The sequence below is a fragment of the Pseudomonas sp. DVZ6 genome, assembly GCF_024259445.1.
Classification (GTDB): Bacteria; Pseudomonadota; Gammaproteobacteria; order Pseudomonadales; family Pseudomonadaceae; genus Aquipseudomonas; species Aquipseudomonas peradeniyensis.
Window position 1 is genome coordinate 13443 of record NZ_JANCLM010000022.1, and the last position, 22119, is coordinate 35561.

Below are 22119 nucleotides of genomic sequence, written 5' to 3' on the forward strand. Positions count from 1 at the left end.
ACAGTGGAAGCACTGCAGCAGAAGATTCGCGAAGAAGGCATCGTGCTTTCCGACCAGGTTCTCAAAGTCGACGCGTTTCTCAACCACCAGATCGACCCGGCGCTGATGCAGCTGATCGGTGACGAGTTCGCCCGCCTGTTCGCCGATTCGGGCGTGACCAAGATCGTCACCATCGAAGCCTCCGGCATCGCCCCGGCGGTAATGACCGGCCTGAAGCTCGGCGTGCCGGTGATCTTCGCCCGCAAGCACCAGTCGCTGACCCTGACCGAGAACCTGCTGACTGCCTCGGTGTACTCCTTCACCAAGCAGACCGAGAACACCGTGGCCATCTCGCCGCGCCATCTCAACAGCAGCGACCGCGTGCTGGTGATCGACGACTTCCTGGCCAACGGCAAGGCGTCCCAGGCACTGATCTCGATCATCAAGCAGGCCGGCGCCACCGTGGCCGGCCTGGGCATCGTCATCGAGAAGTCGTTCCAGGGCGGCCGTGCCGAGCTGGACAGCCAGGGTTACCGCGTCGAATCGCTGGCCCGGGTCAAGTCACTGGAAGGCGGCGTGGTCACCTTCATCGAGTAAAGCCTTGCGCGTACCCTGTAGGAGCGGCCTTGTGCCGCGAAAGGGGCGCGCAGCGGCCCCAGCATTTCAGCGTTCATGCACAGATCGCCGGGGCCGCTTTGCGGCCCTTTCGCGGCACAAGGCCGCTCCTACAGGGGGCCAGGAATGCCCGTCATTGCCGCGTGGCCTGAAGCGCCGCCAACAGCAACCGCTGATACAACTCCTCCTTCAACCCCTGTGGCTCACCCAGCCCCATCCTCGCCAACGCTACCCCATACCCCTCGGGCCCCGGCGCATCCAATGCCGCCTTGCCCAACTCCAGAACCTCGCTCAGCTTGAACTTGCTCTTCAACCAGTTCAGCGCCCGCAACAGATCCCGCTCCTCTGCCGTGAAATCAGTCCCCAGCGGATACTCCGGGAACAACCGCGCATGCCGTGCCCGAATAGCCTCGAGCCGCTCAGGCGTGTTGTCCATGAACCGCGCATCCAGCTCGAAGTCCTTGGCCAGCTTGCCCGCCGCCTTGGCCTGCTCCATCAGCTCGCGCTGAAAACGTGAGTCACTGATCGCCAGCAACCGTGCGATCACCTCGCTGTCGGTCTGCCCACGCAAGTCGGCGATGCCGTACTCGGTGATCACGATGTCCCGCAGGTGCCGGGGAATGGTGCAGTGGCCGTAGGTCCAGTAGAGGTTGGAGGTGACCTCGCCACCGGCCTCGCGCCAACTGCGCAGCAACAGGATTGAACGACCGCCCTCCAGCGCATGCCCCTGGGCGACGAAGTTGTATTGCCCGCCCACGCCGCTGAGTACCCGGCCATCCTCGAGCTGGTCGGCAACCCCCGCACCCAGCAGGGTCATGCCGAATACTGTGTTGATGAAGCGCGCATCCCGCCGCTGGCGACGCTTGCGCTCCTCCTGGCCATAGAGCTCGTTGATGAAGCTGATGGCGCTCATGGCGAACCGTGCGCGCTGCTCCAACGGCATCTCGCGCAGGCGCTGGTAGAACGCCCGTGGCCCGAGGAAGAACCCGCCATGGATCAGCACCCCCTGCTCGTCGGCAGGGCGGCGCACCACCCCGGCGTCGGCCAGTGCCAGCAGGCCATTGACGAACATCTCGCTGCAGCCGTACAGCCCCTGGGCGAAGGTATCCAGACCCCCTTCCCGCTCGATCAGCGCCTGCCATGGGCCGATATCCAGCTCATCGAGCAGCGCACGATAGCCCTCGTTGTCGCCCTGGCGCGCCAGCAGTGCCGCCGTGATCGCATCACCCATGGCACCGATGCCGATCTGCAGGGTGCCGCCGTCACGCACCAGGGCGCTGGCATGCAGGCCGATGCAGTGGTCCTGGGTGTTCACCGGCATGTTCGGCGTGGAGAACAGCCGACGGCGTTCAGGCTGGTCGATCAGCAGGTCGAACTGCGTCAGTTCCAGCTCCGAGTCCCCAGGCATGTAGGGCAGTTCGTCGTGGACCTGGCCAAGCACCAGGATGGTCTCGCCGGCGGCTCGGCGCCGGGCGATCATTGGCAACAGGTCGAGGGTGATATCGGGATTGCAGGCCAGGCTCAGGTGGTCAGGCCTTTCTGGTGTGGCCGCCACCAGCTGCGCAACCAGGTTCAGGCCCTTGGCGTTGATGTCGCGGGCCGCGTGGCTGTAGTTACTGCTGACGTAGTCCTGCTGCGCAGCCTCGCTGTGCAGCAGGCTGCCAGGCTGCATGAAGAACTGCTCGACACGGATGTTTGGTGGCAGTCGGTCGGCACGCAGGTCGGCCAGGTAGGTGAGCTCTTCATAGTCGGCGAACACACGCTCGATGAAGGGCTCGATAAAGCGCCGTTGCAAGCCATCACCCAGAGATGGACGGCCTAACGACAGGGCCGTGTAGATGGTCAACCGCCGCTCCGGTAGTGCCTTCACCCGGGCATACAGGGCATTGACGAAGGCATTGGGCTTGCCCAGGCCCAAAGGAAGACCCATGTGGATGTGGGCAGGAAGGCGTGACAGGGTCTGCTCGACAGCCTGATCAATGGAGCAGAGGTACATCTCGGCCTCCTGAGTCGTCCGTGGGTTCAGGGGTTGGACAGTGGTCCATGCGGGTTGGTTGCGGGCTCCGACCTCATACCGGTCGACTGATCAACTATATACCACGCCTCCCAGGGGCCGTCGTAGTTACTCAATGGATGACTCAGATCTTTTGAAAACTTGATACCTGAATATTTTTCAAACTCTACATACTTAGCGTTGAAATGCATTGGCCCTACAATTTCTTTCTGCACGACAAGAAACTCAAATGCAGGCTCGAGGAATAACAATACACCTGAAGAGTATTGTACATAATGCACTTCTGGCACAAAAATTTCAGGCTGCTTTGCAAACACTCCGTAGACATACCCTCCGTCAGTGGAATTTCTAGCGTAGCCGTTGGCTTTTTTAGGTTTTGGCGTGGTATAAAAACCAGCCCCATTAGTTTTCCTTTCCGAAAACGCCGACGACACCCCATTTCTCAACGAGTGCTCATTTGCCTTATCGCTTCCATGTAGAGAAATCAACTTCAGCGCCAACGAATTCTGACCTGTAAGAGAAGCTTCCATTACATCCGGTGCATTCCGCAAAAGTCTTTCGAAAGCGCTAACAAAGTAACGCTCTATGGTGTGACCACTTGGGTCGCGATGGTTTACTGGATCCCCCAGGCAGTATGCATACGCATTCAAACCACCCCGCGCAAATGGGCTCAGGGAGTCTGGGCTACTGAAGCGCATCAGTACTGGATTAAATGCACGATAGCCATTACCCAAAAGATAATGCCCGGTTATCGGTTCTAATCGCTCCCCATTAAAACCGAGGCTAATCGTCAGCTCAGGATGGTAGCCGTAAGGTGAATAGGCAACGCTCTGCAGCGAACAGCAGGGGTTGACCCTAGTCAGAATCGATCGCTGTTGAGCCACCGCCAACAAAGCACTAACTCTTTTGTCGCTCAGCATGACGCACCCTCTGCCACGGTTGGGTGCATTATTATCATGACCACACCTGAAACAGAGTACTGGTAAAAATACCAGGTATCAGCCTATAGGACTCCAGGTGCAAAAACAAAGCCCGCCAGGATAGGCGGGCCTTGTGTATTCCATCTATGGCTTACAGCCCGGACATCTTCTTGATCGCACCCTTCAGGTCTTCATCCGAGCAATCGGCGCAGGTGCCCTTCGGCGGCATGGCGTTGATCCCGGTGATAGCCTTGGCCAGGATGCCGTCAAGGCCGCCCTGGTGATCGGCACGCTCTTTCCACGCCGCGGTGTCGCCGATCTTCGGCGCGTTCAGCAGGCCCGTGCCATGGCAGGCGTTGCAGTGCTTGGCAATGATCTCGTCCGGTGTCTTGGCACCGCCGCCGCCGGCAGTGGCGGCCACTTCCATGCCCTTGCATTCCTGGCCCTGGACGCACACCTGGCCGACCGGCTCGAGGCGCTTGGCGATGTCGTCGTTGGTTGCAGCGGTTGCGCTCATTGCCCAAAGGGCGAATACGGCTGCTGGTACGGCCAGCATCTTCTTGATTTGGTTCACGCGAACACCCTCATGGTGGCTAATCACGCCCGCGGCCACGGAATTGCGAGCGTTGAAAAGTATAGCGGGAACCCGGAAGGCGTGAAACGACCACACTCAGGGAAAGGGTATTGGCGAATCAATGCACTGCGCTGGATCAAAAGTTCGACGGGGTCGCCGCGCTGATCAAACGTGCCGGCTCCTCGAACGGGTTGCGAAAGCGGTGTGGACGGGTGCTTTCGAAGTAATAGCTGTCGCCGGCCTCGAGAATGAAGATCTCGGTACCAACCACCAGCTCCAGGCGGCCTTCAAGCAGGATGCCGGTCTCTTCGCCGTCGTGGGTGAGCATTTCCGCGCCAGTGTCGGCACCCGGCGGGTAGACCTCGGTGAGGAAGGCGATGGCCCGGTTGGGATGCGACTTGCCGACCAGTTTCATGGTCACCGCGCCGTCGGAGATGTCGATCAGCTCGTGGGCCTTGTAGACGATCTGGGTCGGGCTTTCCGGCGCCAGCTCCACCGAGAAGAACTCGACCATGGACATGGGGATACCGCTGAGCACCTTGCGCAGGGAGCTGATTGACGGGCTCACGCTGTTCTTCTCGATCATCGAGATGGTGCTGTTGGTCACCCCCGCGCGCTTGGCGAGTTCGCGCTGGGACAGGCCCTTGAGCTTGCGGATGGCTTGCAGTCGTTCACCGACGTCCAAAGCTGGAGCCTCCTGAATCGGTCGAGATGGGGGTAGTGTGAACGATATGATGGCAATGCCGTTCAGTATTTACAACACACAGCCCCGCAGCCTGTCCGCTTCAGCGCCTTATTCGCCGATATAGTCCAGTGGCACGCGTTTGAGATTGCAGAAAATCTGGTACGGAATGGTCCCGGCCTGCATCGCCACGTCGCTGGCCAGGACTTGCTTGCCCCACAGCTCCACCGGGCTGCCGACGGTGGCCTCGGGCACCTCGGTGAGGTCGACGCAGAGCATGTCCATCGACACCCGGCCGATCAGCTGGGTGCGCTTGCCGGCCACCACCACCGGGGTGCCGGTGGGCGCCTGGCGTGGGTAGCCGTCGGCATAGCCCATGGCGACAACGCCCACGCGGGTCGGGCGCGGGCTGAGGAACTTGGCGCCGTAGCCCACCGGTTCGCCGGCCGGCAGCTCGCGCACGCTAATGATCCGCGATTGCAGGGTCATCACCGGTTGCAGGCGGGCCGCTTCGGCCTGCGCCACCTCGAACGGCGTGGCGCCGTAGAGCATGATGCCCGGGCGCACCCAGTCGCTCTTGATGCTCGGCCAGCCCAGCACGGCCGGTGAGTTGCGCAGGCTGCACTCGGCAGCCAGGCCCTGGCGTGCGGCCTCGAACACGGCGACCTGCTGCTCGGTGGCGGCGGCATCGAGCTCGTCGGCGCGGGCGAAGTGACTCATCAGCACGATGCGCGACACCTTGCCGCTGGCCAGCAGGCGCTGGTAGGCGTCGTGGTAGTCCTTGGGGTGCACGCCGACGCGGTGCATGCCGGTATCCATCTTCAGCCAGATGGTCAGCGGCTTGCGCACCGAGGTCTGCTCGAGCGCTTCCAGCTGCCACAGCGAATGCACCACGCACCACAGGTCGTGCTCGGCGATCAGCGCCAGCTCGCTGGCCTCGAAGAACCCTTCAAGCAGCAGCACCGGTGCCTTGATGCCCGCCGCGCGCAGCTCCAGGGCTTCCTCGATGCAGGCCACGGCAAAACCGTCGGCCTCGGGCTCGAGCGCCAGGGCGCAACGCACCGCGCCATGGCCGTAGGCGTCGGCCTTGACCACGGCCAGGGCCTTGGCGCCGGTCAGCTCACGGGCCAGACGGTAGTTGTGACGGAGGGCTTGGAGGTCGATCAGGGCACGGGCGGGACGCATGGCGGCAGCCTTCTGGCAGTTCTGGTTATCGATAAAGCCCCGGCGCGGCAGATGGGGGTAGGTACCCACCGCGCCGGGGTGAGGGAACAGGTCAATCGGTGTGAACTTCTTCGCGGGTAAACCCGCTCCCACAGGGGGCAGCACAAACCTGTGGGAGCGGGTTTACCCGCGAAAGGGCCGGCGCAGACGCCCGCTTACTGGTGCGCAGGCGCCGGCTGGCCATGCTTGGCGATCTCGCGGCTGTTGCCATAACGCGAGATGTCCAGGCCTTCGGCACTGATCTGCGGCTTCTTGCGCGCGATCAGGTCCGCCAGCAGGCGACCGGAACCGCAGGCCATGGTCCAGCCCAGGGTGCCGTGACCGGTGTTGAGGAACAGGTTACGGAACTTGGTCGCCCCGACGATCGGGGTGCCGTCCGGGGTGGCCGGGCGCAGGCCGGTCCAGAAGCTCGCCTGGCTCAGGTCGCCGCCGCGAGGATAAAGGTCGTTGACGATCATCTCCAGTGTTTCGCGCCGACGCGGGTTCAGCGACAGGTCAAAACCGGCGATCTCGGCCATGCCGCCGACACGGATGCGGTCGTCGAAACGGGTGATGGCGACCTTGTAGGTCTCGTCCAGGATGGTCGAGGTCGGCGCCATGTCGCCGTTGGTGATCGGCACGGTCAGTGAGTAACCCTTGAGCGGGTAGACCGGGGCCTTGATGCCCAGCGGCTTGAGCAGCTGCGGCGAGTAGCTGCCCAGGGCCAGCACGTAGCGGTCGGCGGTTTCCAGCTTGCCGTCTATCCACACGCCGTTGATGCGGTCGCCGGCGACGTCCAGGCGCTGGATGTCCTGGCCGAAGCGGAACTCGACGCCCAGCTTGATGGCCATCTCGGCGAGCTTGGTGGTGAACAGCTGGCAGTCGCCGGTCTGGTCGTTGGGCAGGCGCAGGGCACCGGCGAGGATGTCCTTCACCCCGGCCAGGGCCGGTTCGACGCGGGCGATGCCATCGCGGTCGAGCAGCTCGTATGGCACGCCGGATTGTTCCAGCACGGCGATGTCCTTGGCCGCGGCGTCCACCTGGGCCTGGGTGCGGAACAGCTGGGTAGTGCCCAGGCTGCGGTTTTCGTAGGCAATGCCGGTTTCGGCGCGCAGCTCGTCGAGGCAGTCGCGGCTGTACTCGGACAGGCGCACCATGCGCTCCTTGTTCACCGCATAACGGCTGGCGGTGCAGTTGCGCAGCATCTGCGCCATCCACAGGTACTGGTCGACGTCGCCGGTCAGCTTGATGGCCAGGGGCGCGTGGCGCTCCAGCAGCCACTTGATGGCCTTGAGCGGCACGCCCGGGGCGGCCCAGGGCGAGGCATAGCCGGGCGAGATCTGGCCTGCGTTGGCGAAGCTGGTTTCCATGGCCACCGCCGGCTGGCGATCGACCACCGTGACCTCGAAACCTTGCCGGGCCAGATAGTAGGCACTGGCGGTACCGATCACACCGCTACCAAGTACCAGAACTCGCATTGTTGTATCCCTCGCACGCGGCTCGCCGCAGTCTTTTGTTGAAATGGCATGGATGCGCGCAGTATATGAATCTCAAGCCAGTGCTATTCACTATATAAGCAGCTATATTTGGCGAGAATTCTCGGCAAAATCGCCTTTCACGGAGGGGCATCCCCTATGAGAACCCAGCACCAGAGCAAACGTGAACTGGACAAGATCGACCGCAACATCCTGCGGATCCTGCAGAATGACGGGCGTATTTCCTTCACCGAACTGGGCGAGAAGGTCGGGCTGTCCACCACCCCTTGCACCGAGCGCGTACGGCGCCTGGAGCGCGAGGGGATCATCATGGGCTACAACGCCCGACTCAATCCGCAGCACCTGAAGGGCAGCCTGCTGGTGTTCGTCGAGATCAGCCTGGACTACAAGTCCGGCGACACCTTCGAGGAATTCCGCCGCGCCGTGCTCAAGCTGCCCCATGTGCTGGAATGCCACCTGGTGTCGGGCGACTTCGACTACCTGGTGAAGGCGCGGATCTCGGAGATGGCCTCGTACCGCAAGCTGCTCGGCGACATCCTGCTCAAGCTGCCCCATGTGCGCGAGTCGAAGAGCTACATCGTGATGGAAGAAGTGAAAGAGAGCCTGTGCCTGCCGATCCCGGACTAGGGTCTGTACGAAATGTGTCTGCGCGAAGGCCAGACAAGGCGAAACGGGGGGAGGAACGGCCGGGGTCGCGCCCGACTGTACTGGAGTACATGAGCATTCCGAGCCCCGTTTCAACGCAGTATGGGCGAGTGCAGATACATTTCGTACAGAGCCAAGGCCTCAGACCAGCACCTGACGGGTCGTGGCGATGAACTGGTGGACCAGTTGCTCGGCCTCAGGCTCGATAGGCTGCGCCGGCCCTCGGCCACGGGGGCAGGCCAGGCGCGGGGTGGTGCCGAACAGTCGGCAGATCATCGGGCGCTCTTCATAGACCGTGCAGCCGTTCGGCCCCAGGTGCACGCAGTCCAGGCGCTCCAGGGCGGCGTCCTGCTCGGCCTGGGTCTTGCGCGGCAGGCGGGCCATCTCCTCGGCGGACGTGGTGACCGGGCCGCAGCAATCGTGGCAGCCGGGCTCGCACTCGAACGAGGGAATGAGTTCGCGCAGGAAGTGGATCTTGTGGCGGTTGCAGGACATGACCGAGGACAGTGCGATGAATGAGGTTGAATTATAAGCCCAATCGCGGGGCAAGCCGGCTCCCACGCCAGTACGTAAGCGTGGGAGCGGCGGTGCGCCGATGCGACTTGCCCCGCGATTGGGCAGTTGCCTATCCTTCCCCCTTTCGTCCCAACCCAGGAATCACCCCATGGTCCACAGCGCGCAGCACGCCGCCTCTTACTACGCCGCCAGCAGCGCGCCACACCCAGACCATCCGTTTCTGCAAGGCGAGCACAGCGCCGACGTATGCATCGTCGGCGGCGGCTACTCGGGCCTGAACACCGCCATCGAACTGGCCGAGCGCGGTTTCTCGGTGATCCTCCTGGAAGCCCGCAAGCTCGGCTGGGGCGCCAGCGGCCGCAACGGCGGCCAGCTTATCCGCGGCGTCGGCCACGGCCTGGAGCAGTTTCTCCCGGTGCTCGGTGAAGACGGTGTTCGCAGCCTGAAGCTCATGGGCCTGGAGGCCGTGGAGATCGTCCGCGACCGCGTCGAGCGCCATGGCATCGACTGCGACCTGACCTGGGGCTACTGCGACCTGGCCAACAAACCCGCCGAACTGCAAGGCTTCGCCGAGGACGCCGAGGAACTGCGCAGCCTGGGCTATCGCCACGAACTGCGCCTGGTGCAGCCCGGCGACATGCACTCGGTGGTGGGCTCCGACCGCTATGTCGGTGGCCTGGTCGACATGGGTTCGGGCCACCTGCACCCGCTCAACCTGGCACTCGGCGAAGCCGCCGTGGCCAGCCGCCTGGGCGTTGGCCTGTACGAGCAGTCTGAAGTAACCCGCATCGAGTATGGCCCCGAGGTGAAGGTGCACACCGCCCAGGGCCGGGTGCGCGCCAAGACCCTGGTGCTGTGCTGCAACGCCTACCACAACGACCTCAACCGCGAGCTGGGCGGCAAGGTGCTGCCCGCCGGCAGCTACATCATCGCCACCGAGCCCCTGGGCGAAGAGCGCGCCCGCCAGTTGCTGCCGCAGAACATGGCGGTGTGCGACCAGCGCGTGGCGCTGGACTACTACCGGCTGTCCGCCGACCACCGATTGCTGTTCGGCGGCGCCTGCCACTACTCGGGCCGGGATCCGCAGGACATCGCCGCCTACATGCAACCGAAGATGCTCCAGGTGTTCCCGCAGCTGGCCGATGTGCGCATCGACTACCAGTGGGGCGGCATGATCGGCATCGGCGCCAACCGCCTGCCACAGATCGGCCGCCTGGCCAGCCAGCCAAACGTCTACTACGCCCAGGCCTATTCCGGCCATGGGCTCAACGCCACCCACCTGGCCGGGCGCCTGCTCGGCGAGGCCATCAGCGGCCAGCAGGGTGGACGTTTCGACCTGTTCGCCAAGGTGCCGCACACCACCTTCCCCGGCGGCAAGCTGCTGCGCTCGCCGCTGCTGGCGCTGGGGATGCTTTGGTACCGGCTCAAAGAACTGGTTTGAGTCGAATTCAGCACTCCCCTGTAGGAGCGGCCTTGTGCCGCGAAAGGGCCGCAGCGCGGCCCCAGGGTCTCGAATCAGACTGAAGATGGCCGGGGCTGCTGTGCAGCCCTTTCCGGCCGGTCCGACGCCTCGGCAAGGCCGCTCCTACAGGAGATCGGCTCAATCCTTCCAGAAAGGCTTGCGCCCTTCCTGTCGCGCCTGTTCCCAAGTCAGCCCGATATCGCGCAACTGCCGATCATCCAGTTGCAGCAGCGCCCTGCGGGTCCGCCAGCGATGCAGCATCAGGCCCCAACGACTCAAGCCAGCCGGCGCATTGAATACCCTGGGCCGCTGACCAGCCTCGAGTTCACCAGGCAACAGTTGCAAGCGCACATCGCTCAAGCCACCCATCACTGCGTTCTCCCATCAGTTGATACCGTGGAGAAAGCATGCGCGCTCGCACCTTCGACAATACAGACCCAACAATGACTTATTATTCCCATACAGAATTGGCGAAAAGTCGGCTGAATGACGTATTTTCCAGCCATCTGTATCGGTCATCGACCCGCAAAACGCGCAGGAGTATGCCGTGACGCTCTACCTCAACCTCGCCGAACTGCTCGGCTCGCGTATCGAGCAAGGCCTCTACCGCCCCGGCCAGCGCCTGCCCTCGGTGCGCGCCCTGAGCGTCGAGCACGGCGTCAGCCTGAGCACCGTACAGCAGGCCTACCGCCTGCTGGAGGACAACGGCCTGGTATCGCCACGGCCCAAGTCCGGCTATTTCGTCGCCGAGGATCGCCAGCTCCCGGCCCTGCCCGACATCAGTCGCCCGGCCCAGCGGCCTGTGGATATCTCCCAGTGGGAACAGGTGCTGGAGCTGGTCCGCGCCACCCCGCGCCCGGATGTGATCCAGCTCGGTCGCGGCATGCCCGACGTCGACAGCCCCACCCTCAAACCGCTGCTGCGCAGCCTGGCGCAGATCAGCCGGCGCATGGACATGCCTGGCCTGTACTACGACAACATCCACGGCAACGCCCAGCTGCGCGAGCAGATCGCCCGACTGATGCTCGACTCCGGCTGCCGTCTGGGCCCAGCCGACCTGGTGGTAACCACCGGCTGCCACGAAGCGCTGTCGTGCAGCATTCGCGCGGTGTGCCAGCCCGGCGACATCGTCGCGGTCGATTCGCCCAGCTTCCACGGCGCCATGCAGACGCTGAAGGGCCTGGGCATGAAAGCCCTGGAGATCCCCACCGACCCGATCACCGGCATCAGCCTGGAGGCCCTGGAGCTGGCCCTGGAACAGTGGCCGATCAAGCTCATCCAGATCACCCCCAGCTGCAACAACCCGATGGGCTACATCATGCCTGAGGCGCGCAAGAAGGCCCTGCTGACCCTCGCCCAGCGCTACGACGTGGCGATCCTCGAAGACGATGTGTATGGCGACCTGGCCTACACCTATCCACGTCCGCGCACCATCAAGTCGTTCGACGACGATGGCCGCGTGCTGCTCTGCAGTTCATTCTCCAAGACCCTGGCCCCTGGCCTGCGGGTCGGCTGGGTAGCCCCGGGGCGCTACCTGGAGCGGGTGCTGCACATGAAGTACATCAGCACCGGCAGCACCGCCTGCCAGCCACAGCTGGCAATCGCCGATTTCATCGCCGAAGGCCACTACCAGCCGCACCTGCGGCGCATGCGCAGCCAGTACCAGCGCGGCCGCGACCAGATGTGCGACTGGGTGACCCGCCACTTCCCGCCGGGCACCCGCGCCAGCAGGCCCCAAGGGGGCTTCATGCTGTGGGTTGAATTGCCGGAAAGTTTCGATACGCTGCGCCTGAACCGCGCTTTACTGGAGCAAGGCGTGCAGATTGCCGTGGGCAGCATCTTCTCGGCCTCGGGCAAGTACCGCAACTGCCTGCGCATGAACTTCGCCGCCCGGCCCACGGCGCAGATCGAAGCCGCCGTGCGCAAGGTCGGTGAAACCGCCCTTCGTCTACTGGAGGCCGAGAACGGCGGCGGGTAACTTTGCGCCGCCTTCCACGGTCCAACCCCATAAGCCCTTGCTGCACAGGACGATCCACCCTTGAGACTCCAGCGAGCCCTGCCTCTGCTGCTGGCGCTCGGCCTGTTTGGCTGCGCCAGCGTCGGTACACCGCGTGAAGTCAGCCAGGCATTACCGGCAGCCGACTCGGCGTTCGGTCGCTCGGTGCAGCGCCAGGCCGCGCCTTACGAGGGGCGCTCGGGCTTCCGTCTGCTGCCCAACAGCAACGAGGCGTTCCGCGCCCGCGCCGAGCTGATCCGCAACGCCCGGACAAGCATCGACCTGCAGTACTACATCGTCCACGACGGCCTCAGTACCCGCGCCCTGGTCCACGAACTGCTGCGCGCCGCCGACCGCGGCGTGCGTGTGCGCATCCTGCTCGACGACACCACCAGCGACGGCCTGGACAGCCTGATGGGCACCCTCGCCGCCCACCCGAACATCCACATCCGCGTGTTCAACCCGCTGCACCTGGGGCGCAGCACCGGCGTCACCCGCGCGGTAGGGCGACTGTTCAACCTGTCGCGCCAGCACCGGCGCATGCACAACAAGCTGTTCCTGGTGGACAACAGCATGGCCATCGTCGGCGGTCGCAACCTGGGCGACGAGTACTTCGACGCCGAGCCCAACCTCAACTTCACCGACATCGACCTGCTGGGCGTGGGCCCGGTAGCCGAGCAGCTCGGCCACAGTTTCGACCAGTACTGGAACAGCGCCCTGAGCCGCCCCATCGGCGATTTCCTCTGGCGTCAGCCCGATGCCGATGACCTGTTCGCCAGTCGCCAGCGCCTGGAGGTGTCGCTGGCCGAGGCGCGGGTCGAGCGCAAGGCGCTGTACGACCGCCTGATGGCCTACCAGTCGCAGCCGCGCCTGGACGTATGGCGCAACGAGCTGATCTGGGCCCACAGCCAAGCCTTGTGGGATGCCCCAAGCAAGGTGCTGGCGGACGACGAGCCGGATCCACGATTGCTGATGAGTCGGCAGTTGGCCCCGGAGCTGAACGGTGTGCACAAGGAACTGATCCTGGTATCCGCCTATTTCGTGCCCGGCGAGCCGGGGCTGCTGTACCTGACCAGCCGCGCCGACGCCGGCACCTCGGTCAAGCTGCTGACCAACGCCCTCGAAGCCACCGACGTACCGGCCGTGCACGGTGGCTACGCGCCCTACCGCCGTGCCCTGCTCGAGCATGGCGTGCAACTGTACGAGCTGCGTCGCCAGCCCGGCGCCCCTCGGCCACGCCTGGGCTTGCATGGCAGCTCCGATTCGAGCCTGCACAGCAAGGCCATGGTGTTCGACCGGCGCAAGACCTTCATCGGTTCGTTCAACTTCGACCCGCGCTCGGTGCTGTGGAATACCGAGGTCGGGGTGCTGGTGGACAGCCCGGAGCTGGCCGAATACACCCGCGACCTGGCCGTGCAGGGCATGGCGCCGGCGCTGAGCTACGAGGTGAAGCTGGTGGACGGGAAACTGGCCTGGGCGACCGAGGACAATGGCCAGCGGCATATGCTGCTGACCGAGCCGGGGGGGATATGGCGACGCTTCAATGCCTGGATCAGCAAGGCGGTCGGGCTGGAGAAGATGTTGTAGCTGGGATTTCCGGGGGCGCTTTGCGCCCCTTTCGCGGCACAAGGCCGCTCCTACAGGGGACCGCGATCTTCTGTAGGAGCGGCCTTGTGCCGCGATGGGCTGCGATGGCTCAGGCCGACGCCGGCTCGAAGGCATCCCGCCGCCGGGTCAGCACCACCAACCCCGCCGCCCCCACCGCCATCAGCAACGGCAGCGCGTGCCCGCTGATCCACTGGCTCCCCGCCCCGGCCAGCAACGGCCCAAGCAGGCAACCGATGCCCCACAGCTGCGCCACATGGGCATTGGCCCGCACCAGCTCGTCGTCCCGGTAGCGCTCGCCGATCAGTACCAGCGACAAGGTGAACAAGCCACCCGCACTGGCACCGAACAGCACCCACAGCGGCCAGATCACCGGTGTGTGCAACAGCAACGGAATCGCCAGGCTGGAAACCAGCAAGGTCAGCGCGCAACCACTGAACAGCGTGCGTCGCGACATACGGTCGGCCAGCGCGCCAATCGGCAATTGCAGTACCGCATCGCCCACCACCACGGTACTGACCATGAACAGCGCCACCTCCGTGGTGAACCCCTGTTGCAGGCAATACACCGGCAGCAGGGTGAGGATCATCGCTTCGAACGCCGCGAACAGCGCAATGGCCCATGCGATCACTGGCAAGCGCCGACAGAACCCGAACAGGTCGCGGAAAGTAACGCTACAGGCCTCGGTACTCGGTGCCCCACCTCGGCCCAACAGGATCAACGGCGCAACCAGCAACAGCCCGGTCGCCGCCCAGAAACCAAAGTCGTCGTCCGAACCGAGAAAGCCCAGCACCAGCGGGCCGGCCAGCTGGCTCAGGGCATAGCTGCTGCCGTACAGCGCCACCAATCGGCCACGCCACTGCTCGACCACCAACTGGTTGATCCAGCTTTCGCCGAGGATGAACACCACGGTCAGCGACATGCCGATCATCAGCCGCAGCAACAGCCACAGCGGGTAGCTGGGCAACAGCGCCACCAAGCCGATGGACAGTGCCCCGCCCCACAGGCACAGGCGCATGGCGGCCGGGACGCCGATCCAGCCGGCCAGACGGCTGGCAATGGCAGCGCCGACCAGCACGCCAAGCGCCGGCATCGCCGCCATCACGCCGATGGCGAACCCGCCGTAGCCCCAACCCTCCAGGCGCAGGGACACCAGCGGCATGCTCACACCGAGCGCGAGCCCGACACTGAGCACCGACGCCAGGACGGCAAAGTAGGTTCCCCAACGCATAGCGGCCTCCGGAAAAAATCTGGCAAAAAGCATCGCGGGGCAAGCCCGCTCCCACGACTGACGTGGGAGCGGGCTTGCCCCGCGAAAAGACGCTACCTGATTACAGCTTGATCCAGGTCGCCTTCAGCTCGGTGTACTTATCCAGCGCATGCAGCGACTTGTCACGGCCGTTGCCCGACTGCTTGAAGCCACCGAACGGCGCAGTCATGTCGCCGCCGTCGTACTGGTTGACCCAGACGCTGCCGGCGCGCACGGCGCGGGCAGTCTTGTGGGCCTTGGAGATGTCCGCGGTCCAGATGCCGGCGGCCAGGCCATACGGCGTGTCGTTGGCGATGGCGATGGCTTCCTCGGCGGTGTCGAAGGTGATCACCGACAGCACCGGGCCGAAGATCTCTTCCTTGGCGATCTTCATGGCGTTGGTCACGCCGTCGAAGATGGTCGGCTCGACATAGGTGCCACCAGTCTCTTCGAGGATACGCTTGCCACCGGCCAGCAGCTTGGCGCCGTCCTGGTGACCGGCGTCGATGTACGACAGCACGGTGTTCATCTGCTGGGTGTCGACCAGCGCACCGACGGTGGTCGCCGGATCCAGCGGGTTGCCCGGTTTCCAGGCCTTGAGGGCCTCGACCACCATGGGCAGGAACTTGTCCTTGATCGAACGCTCGACCAGCAGGCGCGAACCCGCGGTGCAGACCTCGCCCTGGTTGAAGGCGATGGCGCTGGCGGCGGCCTCGGCGGCGGCCTGCAGGTCAGGGGCGTCGGCGAAGACGATGTTCGGGCTCTTGCCGCCAGCTTCCAGCCAGACGCGCTTCATGTTCGACTCGCCCGCGTAGACCATCAGCTGCTTGGCGATCTTGGTGGAGCCGGTGAACACCAGGGTGTCGACATCCATGTGCAGGGCCAGGGCCTTGCCCACGGTGTGGCCGTAGCCTGGCAGCACGTTCAGCACGCCTGCCGGGATACCGGCCTCGATGGCCAGTTGGGCGATGCGGATGGCGGTCAGCGGCGATTTTTCCGACGGTTTCAGGACGATGGAGTTACCGGTGGCCAGGGCCGGGCCCAGCTTCCAGCAGGCCATCAGCAGCGGGAAGTTCCACGGTACGATGGCGCCGACCACGCCTACTGGCTCACGGGTCACCAGACCCAACTGATCGTGCGGGGTCGGGGCGACTTCGTCGTAGACTTTGTCGATGGCTTCGGCAGTCCAGTGGATGGCCTGGGCCGCGCCCGGAATGTCGATGGAGGAGGAGTCACCGATCGGCTTGCCCATGTCGAGGGTTTCGAGCAGGGCCAGTTCCTCGACGTGCTTGCGCAGCAGGTCGGCGAAGCGGATCAGCTTGGCCTTGCGCTTGGCCGGGGCCAGGCGCGACCAGACGCCGGATTCGAACACGGCGCGGGCGTTGTCGACGGCGCGGTTGGCGTCGGCCAGGTCGCAGCTGGCGACCTTGGCCAGGAAGCGTCCGTCCACCGGGCTCAGGCAGTCGAAGGTTTCACCGGATGCGGCATCGGTGTATTCGCCGTTGATGAAGGCGCGGCCTTCGATCTTCAGTTGCTGGGCACGCTGTTCCCAGTCCGCACGAGTCAGGGTGGTCATAGGAAACTCCTCTCTTGTTAAGGTGCAACGCCGCACTGAGGACTCACGGGCGCTGTCAGAAATTCTGGCCGGGCGACGAACGCACACCGGCATCCGACACCCTAAACCAGGGCGGACAAACTATCAATATATTTGACACGAATGGCCTAAACGCCTACTGATGTGCATTTTATTAAACAACAACAGGGTAATCACCATGAGCATCGCCAGTATCGTCGACTTTGCCCAGGTTCTCACCGAGGCCGAACGCTACCGCCCGGCGGCGGAGAAAATCCTCAAGGGCGAGCCTGACCAGGCTGTCTACAACCACTATTCCAGCCCTTGCGGCCAGTTCGCCGCCGGCGTCTGGGAGGGCGAGGTGGGCCAGTGGACGGTGAGCTATACCGAACACGAGTACTGCGAGATCGTCCAGGGCGTGTCGGTGCTGCGCGACCAGGAAGGCAACGCCAAGACCCTGCGTGCCGGTGATCGGTTCGTCATCCCGGCCGGCTTCAAGGGCACCTGGGAAGTGCTGGAGCCCTGCCGCAAGATCTATGTGCTGTTCGAGCAGAAGTAACCTTGTGGGAGCGGGCTTGCCCCGCGATTGCCGATTCGCAGGCATAAAAAAACCCGCCACCTTGCGGTAGCGGGTTTTCTCAGGTCGCCGATCAATTACTTGATCTTGGCTTCCTTGTACACCACGTGCTTACGGACGACCGGATCGTATTTCTTGATCTCGATCTTGTCCGGGGTGGTGCGCTTGTTCTTGTCGGTGGTGTAGAAGTGGCCGGTGCCGGCACTCGAAACCAGACGGATCAATTCACGCATGACGTTCTCCTTAGAACTTTTCGCCGCGAGCGCGCAGCTCGGCCAGCACTACGTCGATACCACGCTTGTCAATGACGCGCATGCCTTTGGCGGATACGCGCAGACGCACGAAACGCTTCTCGGACTCAACCCAGAAACGGTGGTGCTGCAGGTTCGGCAGGAAACGACGACGGGTTTTGTTGTTTGCGTGGGAAATGTTGTTCCCGGTTACTGGACCCTTACCAGTAACTTGACAGACTCTCGACATGACTCAGCCCTCTAAAACCACATGCCCAACCCGGCATGGGTTGGCCGCTTAATCTCTCAGTCTTTGGCGCCAGGCGCCGTGATTCTGGAGGTCTTATCGACCGGATTCGCTGATGCGACAGGCCGAGCCCCTAGAAAAGAGCGCTGCTTTATACCAGAAAGACTACGCCGCAACAACAGAAAGTGAGCATCCACGTGCTGCAAATTGCGGGGGAGCAGCATAACGACTCGCCCGCCGCACTGTCGACCGCTCGTCGCCAAGCGCCTGAAAAAGAAGGTGGTCATTTCGTGTAGCGCGCACTAGGGTAGGGCCATTTCCAGACTGCACCGGCAGATGGGCCACCGACCAGCCAAGGAGCCACCATGCGTGCCGCCGCCCTTTCCTTGTTTTTCACCGCCCTGTACGCCGCCGGCCTGGCCCAGGCCGCACCGCTGTCGGTGTGCACCGAAGCCAGCCCGGAGGGCTTCGATGTGGTGCAGTACAACTCGCTGACCACCACCAATGCTTCGGCTGATGTGCTGATGAACCGCCTGGTCGAGTTCGACGCCGGCCTCGGCAAGGTGGTGCCGAGCCTGGCCGAAGGCTGGTCGGTATCGCCCGATGGCCTGATCTACGACTTCAAGCTGCGCCAGGGCGTGCAGTTCCACACCACGGCGTACTTCAAGCCGAGCCGCGAGCTGGACGCCGACGACGTGCTGTTCAGCTTCCAGCGCATGCTCTACCCCGCCCACGCCTGGCACAAGACCGCCCCGGGCGGCTACCCGCACGCCCAGTCGCTGCAACTGGGCAGCCTGATCAAGGCGATCGACGCCCCTGATCCGCACACCGTGCGCTTCACCCTGACCCACGCCGACGCCACCTTCCTGGCCACCCTGAGCATGGGCTTCGCCTCGATCTACTCCGCCGAGTACGCCGACAAGCTGCTCAAGGCCGGCACCCCGGACAAGCTCAACAGCCAGCCGGTGGGTACCGGGCCGTTCGTCTTCCAGCGCTTCCAGAAGGACGCCGTGGTGCGCTACCGCGCCAACCCCGACTACTTCGCCGGCAAACCGTCCGTCGACCCGCTAATCTACGCCATCACCCCGGACGCCAACGTACGCCTGCAGAAGCTCAAGCGCGGCGAGTGCCAGGTGGCCCTGTCGCCCAAGCCGCTGGACATCGCCGAAGCCGGCAAGGACGGCAACCTCAAGGTGGTCACCACGCCAGCGTTCATGACCGCCTTCGTCGCCATCAACAGCCAGCACCCGCCGCTGGACAAGCCCGAGGTGCGCCAGGCGATCAACCTGGCCTTCGACAAGGCCGCCTACCTGAAGGCGGTGTTCGAAGACACCGCCACCGCCGCCAACGGCCCTTATCCGCCGAACACCTGGAGCTACGCCAAGGACTTGCCCGGCTACGTCCTGGACCAGAAGAAGGCCAAGGCGCTGCTGGCCAAGGCCGGCCTGGCCAAGGGCTTCGAGACCACGATCTGGACCCGCCCGGCGGGCAGCCTGCTCAACCCCAACCCCAGCCTCGGCGCGCAGATGCTCCAGGCGGACCTGGCCAAGGTCGGTATCAAGGCCGAGATCCGCACCATCGAATGGGGCGAGTTGATCCGCCGCGCCAAGGCCGGCGAGCACGACCTGCTGTTCATGGGCTGGGCCGGTGATAATGGCGACCCGGACAACTTCCTCAGCCCGCAGTTTGCCTGCGCGGCGGTCAAGTCCGGGACCAACTTCGCGCGCTTCTGCGACAGCCGCCTGGACCAACTGATCAATGCCGGACGCACCACCAACGACCAGAGCGTGCGCAGTCGCCTGTACCAGCAGGCGCAGACGCTGATCCAGCAGCAGGCGCTGTGGCTGCCTCTGGCACATCCGACGGCGGCGGCGCTGCTGCACAAAGGGGTCGAGGGTTATCAGGTGAGCCCGTTCGGGCGGCAGGACTTCAGCAAGGTTTCCGTCAGCCGTTGAGGCCTTTTCGCGGGTAAACCCGCTCCCACAGGTTACGCGCAAATCCTGTGGGAGCGGGTTTACCCGCGAAGAGGCCGGTGCAGCTTGCCCACGACTAACCCGCCAACCACCCATGCTCGAGCATCGACAGCGGCTCGCCATCACCGACGATGACATGGTCCATCACCCGCACATCGATCAGCGCCAGCGAGCGCTTGAGCATCAGCGTCAGATGCACGTCATCCTGGCTCGGCTCGCAATTGCCCGACGGATGGTTATGGCAGAGGATCAGGGCCGCCGCGTTGTGCAGCAATGACCGGCGCACGACCTCGCGTGGGTAGATGCTCGCGCGGTCGATGGTGCCGCGGAACAGTATTTCGAACGCCAACGGTCGATGCTTGGTATCCAGGAACAGGCAGCCGAACACCTCGCTGGACTCGTGCCGCAGCATGGACTTGAGATAACGCCTCACCGAGGCCGGGCTCTCCAGGACCGAGGCACGCTCGATGTGTTCGTCCAGATAGCGCCTGCCGATCTCCAGCAATGCCTGCAACTGCGCATACCGCACCGGCCCCAGGCCTGGCTCGCGCAGCACCTTGGTCCGGTCCGCCTCGAGAAACTGCCGGAGCCCACCGAACTTCGCCAGCAAGCCACGGGCGAGATCAAGCACATTGCGTCCGGCAACCCCCGAGCCCAGTAGCACGGCCAGCAATTCCGCGTCCGAAAGGATCGACGCCCCGCGCTGCAACAGCTTTTCCCTCGGCCGCTCCTCAGCCGGCCACTCCCTGATGTTCATTTCCCCTCCTCGCCTGCCACTACGGCCCTTTTGGGCGCTGTGTTAATCTAGTTCGCTTCGAAAATGCGACGATCTGCCGCAGGCAGCTATCGTCGCCACCCGCTTTCACTGGAATAAGGCAAGGCCTATGCAGCGGTTGTATCGCAAGCGCATCGTTCTCGGCGTGGGTGGCGGCATCGCCGCCTACAAGAGCGCCGAGCTGATTCGCCGACTCCTGGAACACGGCGCGCAGGTGCGCGTGGTCATGACCCGTGGTGGCGCCGAGTTCATCACCCCGCTCACGCTGCAGGCGCTGTCCGGCCACCCGGTACACATGGACCTGCTCGACCCCGCCGCCGAAGCGGCCATGGGCCATATCGAGCTGGCCAAGTGGGCCGACCTGGTGCTGATCGCCCCGGCCACCGCCGACCTGATGGCGCGCATGGCCCAAGGCATGGCCGACGACCTGCTGACCACCCTGGTGCTGGCCACCGACGCCACCGTGGCCGTCGCCCCGGCGATGAACCAGGCCATGTGGCGCGACCCGGCCACCCAGGCCAACCTCGAGCTGCTCAAAAGTCGCGGCATCCAGGTGTTCGGCCCGGCCTCCGGCAGCCAGGCCTGTGGCGACGTGGGCCTCGGCCGCATGCTCGAAGCCACGGACCTGGCCTGGTGCGCCGCCGAGAGCTTCAAGCGCCAGGCCCTGACCGGCAAGCACGTGCTGATCACCGCCGGGCCGACGCAAGAGAACATCGACCCGGTGCGCTACATCACCAACCATAGCTCAGGGAAAATGGGCTTCGCCCTGGCCGAGGCCGCCGCCGAAGCCGGGGCCCGGGTGACCCTCGTCACCGGCCCGGTGCACCTGCAGACGCCCGACCGGGTCAACCGCATCGACGTGGTCAGCGCGCGGGACATGCTCGCGGCCTGCGAGGCGGCCATGCCCTGCGACCTGTTCATCGCCTCGGCCGCGGTCGCGGACTACCGCCCGGAAGTCGTCGCCCCACAGAAGCTCAAGAAGGATCCCACCACAGGCGACGGCATGCTGCTGCAGATGGTGCGCAATCCCGATATCCTTGCGACCATTGCCGGTCGGCCTGATCGCCCGTTCAGCGTGGGCTTCGCCGCAGAGACCGAGCACCTGCTCGACTACGCCACGCGCAAGCTCAAGGACAAGAACCTCGACCTGATCGTCGCCAATGATGTGGCCAACCCCAGCATCGGCTTCAACAGCGAGGAGAACGCCCTGACCGTGATCGACCGCCAGCAGCACCAGACCCTCTTCGCGCAGACCAGCAAGGGCAAGATCGCCCGCCAGCTGGTTGCATTCATCGCCGAACGGCTCAACCAGGTTCAATAAGTTACATGCACGCTCTTCAAGCCAAGATCCTCGACCCACGCCTGGGCACCGAATTCCCCCTTCCGCAGTACGCCACCCCCGGCTCCGCCGGCCTGGACCTGCGCGCCCTGCTCAAGGAGGACACCGTCCTCGAGCCGGGCCAGACCCTGCTGATTCCCACCGGCCTGTCGGTGTACATCGGCGACCCGGGCCTGGCGGCCATGATCCTGCCGCGCTCGGGCCTGGGCCATAAGCACGGCATCGTGCTGGGCAACCTGGTCGGCCTGATCGACTCGGACTACCAGGGCGAGCTGATGGTCTCCTGCTGGAACCGCGGCAATACGCCGTTCACCATCACCGTCGGCGAGCGCATCGCCCAGCTGATCCTGGTGCCGGTGGTGCAGGCGCACTTCGACATCGTCGAGCAGTTCGACGAGACCCAGCGCGGTGCCGGCGGCTTCGGGCACTCCGGCACCCGCTGAGCCGAC

Annotated in this window: 21 protein-coding genes and 1 pseudogene; 9 read left to right on the forward strand and 13 right to left on the reverse strand. The window is 64.4% G+C overall.

Going from position 1 to position 22119, the window contains the following annotated elements; translation table 11 throughout:
• The first annotated feature begins 3 nt into the window (after positions 1 to 3).
• On the forward strand, positions 4 to 576 hold the full coding sequence (locus tag NMG10_RS14265) for a xanthine phosphoribosyltransferase (RefSeq protein WP_011536381.1): 573 nt from the start codon (positions 4 to 6) through the stop codon (positions 574 to 576).
• 151 nt (positions 577 to 727) lie between these two features.
• On the opposite strand, the gene NMG10_RS14270 is transcribed toward NMG10_RS14265, so the two are convergent.
• The 6 genes and pseudogenes from NMG10_RS14270 to dadA form a co-directional block, all read right to left on the reverse strand.
• The gene (locus NMG10_RS14270) at positions 728 to 2590 is read right to left on the reverse strand and encodes an acetyl-CoA hydrolase/transferase C-terminal domain-containing protein (RefSeq protein WP_254464584.1); all 1863 of its coding nucleotides are present in this window, start codon (positions 2588 to 2590) and stop codon (positions 728 to 730) included.
• A 26-nt stretch (positions 2591 to 2616) separates the two neighbouring features.
• Positions 2617 to 3441 (reverse strand): annotated as a pseudogene (locus NMG10_RS14275) (RHS repeat-associated core domain-containing protein); the annotation flags it as partial.
• Positions 3442 to 3679: 238 nt separating this feature from the next.
• Positions 3680 to 4084, reverse strand: a complete 405-nt coding sequence (locus tag NMG10_RS14280; protein ID WP_036985953.1) for a cytochrome c5 family protein — start codon at positions 4082 to 4084, stop codon at positions 3680 to 3682.
• Between the two features lie 154 nt (positions 4085 to 4238).
• Positions 4239 to 4787 (reverse strand): cupin domain-containing protein, encoded by a 549-nt coding sequence (locus NMG10_RS14285; protein WP_023629132.1) that lies wholly within the window; start codon positions 4785 to 4787, stop codon positions 4239 to 4241.
• A 108-nt stretch (positions 4788 to 4895) separates the two neighbouring features.
• Entirely contained in the window at positions 4896 to 5969 is a 1074-nt protein-coding gene (gene alr, locus NMG10_RS14290) for an alanine racemase (RefSeq protein WP_254464586.1), read from the reverse strand.
• Positions 5970 to 6163: 194 nt separating this feature from the next.
• The gene (gene dadA, locus NMG10_RS14295; protein WP_186732204.1) at positions 6164 to 7465 is read right to left on the reverse strand and encodes a D-amino acid dehydrogenase; all 1302 of its coding nucleotides are present in this window, start codon (positions 7463 to 7465) and stop codon (positions 6164 to 6166) included.
• A 156-nt stretch (positions 7466 to 7621) separates the two neighbouring features.
• Here dadA and dadR point away from each other — a divergent pair, with 156 nt between their 5' ends.
• A complete protein-coding gene (dadR, locus tag NMG10_RS14300) occupies positions 7622 to 8110 on the forward strand; it encodes a transcriptional regulator DadR (protein WP_003258963.1) in 489 nt (162 codons plus the stop codon).
• Between the two features lie 159 nt (positions 8111 to 8269).
• On the opposite strand, the gene NMG10_RS14305 is transcribed toward dadR, so the two are convergent.
• Positions 8270 to 8623, reverse strand: coding sequence for a YkgJ family cysteine cluster protein (locus NMG10_RS14305; protein WP_254464587.1), 354 nt, complete (start codon positions 8621 to 8623; stop codon positions 8270 to 8272).
• A gap of 169 nt (positions 8624 to 8792) precedes the next feature.
• Between NMG10_RS14305 and NMG10_RS14310 the strand changes: the two genes are divergently transcribed.
• Positions 8793 to 10085 (forward strand): FAD-binding oxidoreductase, encoded by a 1293-nt coding sequence (locus NMG10_RS14310; RefSeq protein WP_254464588.1) that lies wholly within the window; start codon positions 8793 to 8795, stop codon positions 10083 to 10085.
• Between the two features lie 159 nt (positions 10086 to 10244).
• Here the strand turns inward: NMG10_RS14310 and NMG10_RS14315 are convergent, their stop codons facing one another.
• Positions 10245 to 10475 carry a DUF1127 domain-containing protein gene (locus tag NMG10_RS14315; RefSeq protein ID WP_203649424.1) on the reverse strand — a complete coding sequence of 77 codons (231 nt, stop codon included), beginning with the start codon at positions 10473 to 10475 and terminating at the stop codon, positions 10245 to 10247.
• 178 nt (positions 10476 to 10653) lie between these two features.
• On the opposite strand from NMG10_RS14315, the gene NMG10_RS14320 reads away from it, so the two are divergent.
• Together NMG10_RS14320 and NMG10_RS14325 are read left to right on the forward strand one after the other, a co-directional pair.
• Positions 10654 to 12084: a PLP-dependent aminotransferase family protein gene (locus tag NMG10_RS14320; RefSeq protein WP_254464589.1), complete on the forward strand. Its 1431-nt coding sequence runs from the start codon at positions 10654 to 10656 to the stop codon at positions 12082 to 12084.
• A 60-nt stretch (positions 12085 to 12144) separates the two neighbouring features.
• A complete protein-coding gene (locus tag NMG10_RS14325) occupies positions 12145 to 13689 on the forward strand; it encodes a phospholipase D family protein (protein ID WP_254464590.1) in 1545 nt (514 codons plus the stop codon).
• A gap of 109 nt (positions 13690 to 13798) precedes the next feature.
• On the opposite strand, the gene NMG10_RS14330 is transcribed toward NMG10_RS14325, so the two are convergent.
• Both NMG10_RS14330 and NMG10_RS14335 read right to left on the reverse strand, forming a co-directional pair.
• Positions 13799 to 14938 (reverse strand): MFS transporter, encoded by a 1140-nt coding sequence (locus tag NMG10_RS14330; RefSeq protein ID WP_203649418.1) that lies wholly within the window; start codon positions 14936 to 14938, stop codon positions 13799 to 13801.
• 100 nt (positions 14939 to 15038) lie between these two features.
• The gene (locus NMG10_RS14335; protein WP_203649416.1) at positions 15039 to 16532 is read right to left on the reverse strand and encodes an aldehyde dehydrogenase; all 1494 of its coding nucleotides are present in this window, start codon (positions 16530 to 16532) and stop codon (positions 15039 to 15041) included.
• Positions 16533 to 16728: 196 nt separating this feature from the next.
• Here NMG10_RS14335 and NMG10_RS14340 point away from each other — a divergent pair, with 196 nt between their 5' ends.
• Entirely contained in the window at positions 16729 to 17088 is a 360-nt protein-coding gene (locus NMG10_RS14340; RefSeq protein ID WP_050707521.1) for a cupin domain-containing protein, read from the forward strand.
• 95 nt (positions 17089 to 17183) lie between these two features.
• On the opposite strand, the gene rpmG is transcribed toward NMG10_RS14340, so the two are convergent.
• Entirely contained in the window at positions 17184 to 17339 is a 156-nt protein-coding gene (rpmG, locus tag NMG10_RS14345) for a 50S ribosomal protein L33 (RefSeq protein WP_003253507.1), read from the reverse strand.
• A gap of 10 nt (positions 17340 to 17349) precedes the next feature.
• Positions 17350 to 17586 carry a 50S ribosomal protein L28 gene (gene rpmB, locus NMG10_RS14350; protein ID WP_003258972.1) on the reverse strand — a complete coding sequence of 79 codons (237 nt, stop codon included), beginning with the start codon at positions 17584 to 17586 and terminating at the stop codon, positions 17350 to 17352.
• A 362-nt stretch (positions 17587 to 17948) separates the two neighbouring features.
• Here rpmB and NMG10_RS14355 point away from each other — a divergent pair, with 362 nt between their 5' ends.
• Entirely contained in the window at positions 17949 to 19538 is a 1590-nt protein-coding gene (locus NMG10_RS14355; protein ID WP_254464591.1) for an ABC transporter substrate-binding protein, read from the forward strand.
• 94 nt (positions 19539 to 19632) lie between these two features.
• Here NMG10_RS14355 and radC read toward each other — a convergent pair whose 3' ends face one another.
• Positions 19633 to 20313, reverse strand: coding sequence for a DNA repair protein RadC (gene radC / locus NMG10_RS14360; RefSeq protein ID WP_234562099.1), 681 nt, complete (start codon positions 20311 to 20313; stop codon positions 19633 to 19635).
• A 127-nt stretch (positions 20314 to 20440) separates the two neighbouring features.
• Here radC and coaBC point away from each other — a divergent pair, with 127 nt between their 5' ends.
• Both coaBC and dut read left to right on the forward strand, forming a co-directional pair.
• Positions 20441 to 21652, forward strand: a complete 1212-nt coding sequence (gene coaBC, locus NMG10_RS14365) for a bifunctional phosphopantothenoylcysteine decarboxylase/phosphopantothenate--cysteine ligase CoaBC (protein ID WP_203649404.1) — start codon at positions 20441 to 20443, stop codon at positions 21650 to 21652.
• A 5-nt stretch (positions 21653 to 21657) separates the two neighbouring features.
• A complete protein-coding gene (gene dut / locus NMG10_RS14370; RefSeq protein ID WP_050707525.1) occupies positions 21658 to 22113 on the forward strand; it encodes a dUTP diphosphatase in 456 nt (151 codons plus the stop codon).
• Positions 22114 to 22119 lie beyond the last annotated feature (6 nt).

Bases quoted from the DNA above. Each gene is read 5' to 3' on its own strand.
- NMG10_RS14270 (WP_254464584.1), bottom strand. From the start codon at position 2,590: ATGTACCTCTGCTCCATTGATCAGGCTGTCGAGCAGACCCTGTCACGC.
- NMG10_RS14280 (WP_036985953.1), bottom strand. From the start codon at position 4,084: ATGCTGGCCGTACCAGCAGCCGTATTCGCCCTTTGGGCAATGAGCGCA.
- alr (WP_254464586.1), bottom strand. From the start codon at position 5,969: ATGCGTCCCGCCCGTGCCCTGATCGACCTCCAAGCCCTCCGTCACAAC.
- dadA (WP_186732204.1), bottom strand. From the start codon at position 7,465: ATGCGAGTTCTGGTACTTGGTAGCGGTGTGATCGGTACCGCCAGTGCC.
- dadR (WP_003258963.1), top strand. From the start codon at position 7,622: ATGAGAACCCAGCACCAGAGCAAACGTGAACTGGACAAGATCGACCGC.
- NMG10_RS14305 (WP_254464587.1), bottom strand. From the start codon at position 8,623: ATGTCCTGCAACCGCCACAAGATCCACTTCCTGCGCGAACTCATTCCC.
- NMG10_RS14310 (WP_254464588.1), top strand. From the start codon at position 8,793: ATGGTCCACAGCGCGCAGCACGCCGCCTCTTACTACGCCGCCAGCAGC.
- NMG10_RS14315 (WP_203649424.1), bottom strand. From the start codon at position 10,475: ATGGGTGGCTTGAGCGATGTGCGCTTGCAACTGTTGCCTGGTGAACTC.
- NMG10_RS14330 (WP_203649418.1), bottom strand. From the start codon at position 14,938: ATGCGTTGGGGAACCTACTTTGCCGTCCTGGCGTCGGTGCTCAGTGTC.
- NMG10_RS14335 (WP_203649416.1), bottom strand. From the start codon at position 16,532: ATGACCACCCTGACTCGTGCGGACTGGGAACAGCGTGCCCAGCAACTG.
- NMG10_RS14340 (WP_050707521.1), top strand. From the start codon at position 16,729: ATGAGCATCGCCAGTATCGTCGACTTTGCCCAGGTTCTCACCGAGGCC.
- rpmG (WP_003253507.1), bottom strand. From the start codon at position 17,339: ATGCGTGAATTGATCCGTCTGGTTTCGAGTGCCGGCACCGGCCACTTC.
- rpmB (WP_003258972.1), bottom strand. From the start codon at position 17,586: ATGTCGAGAGTCTGTCAAGTTACTGGTAAGGGTCCAGTAACCGGGAAC.
- NMG10_RS14355 (WP_254464591.1), top strand. From the start codon at position 17,949: ATGCGTGCCGCCGCCCTTTCCTTGTTTTTCACCGCCCTGTACGCCGCC.
- radC (WP_234562099.1), bottom strand. From the start codon at position 20,313: ATGAACATCAGGGAGTGGCCGGCTGAGGAGCGGCCGAGGGAAAAGCTG.
- coaBC (WP_203649404.1), top strand. From the start codon at position 20,441: ATGCAGCGGTTGTATCGCAAGCGCATCGTTCTCGGCGTGGGTGGCGGC.
- dut (WP_050707525.1), top strand. From the start codon at position 21,658: ATGCACGCTCTTCAAGCCAAGATCCTCGACCCACGCCTGGGCACCGAA.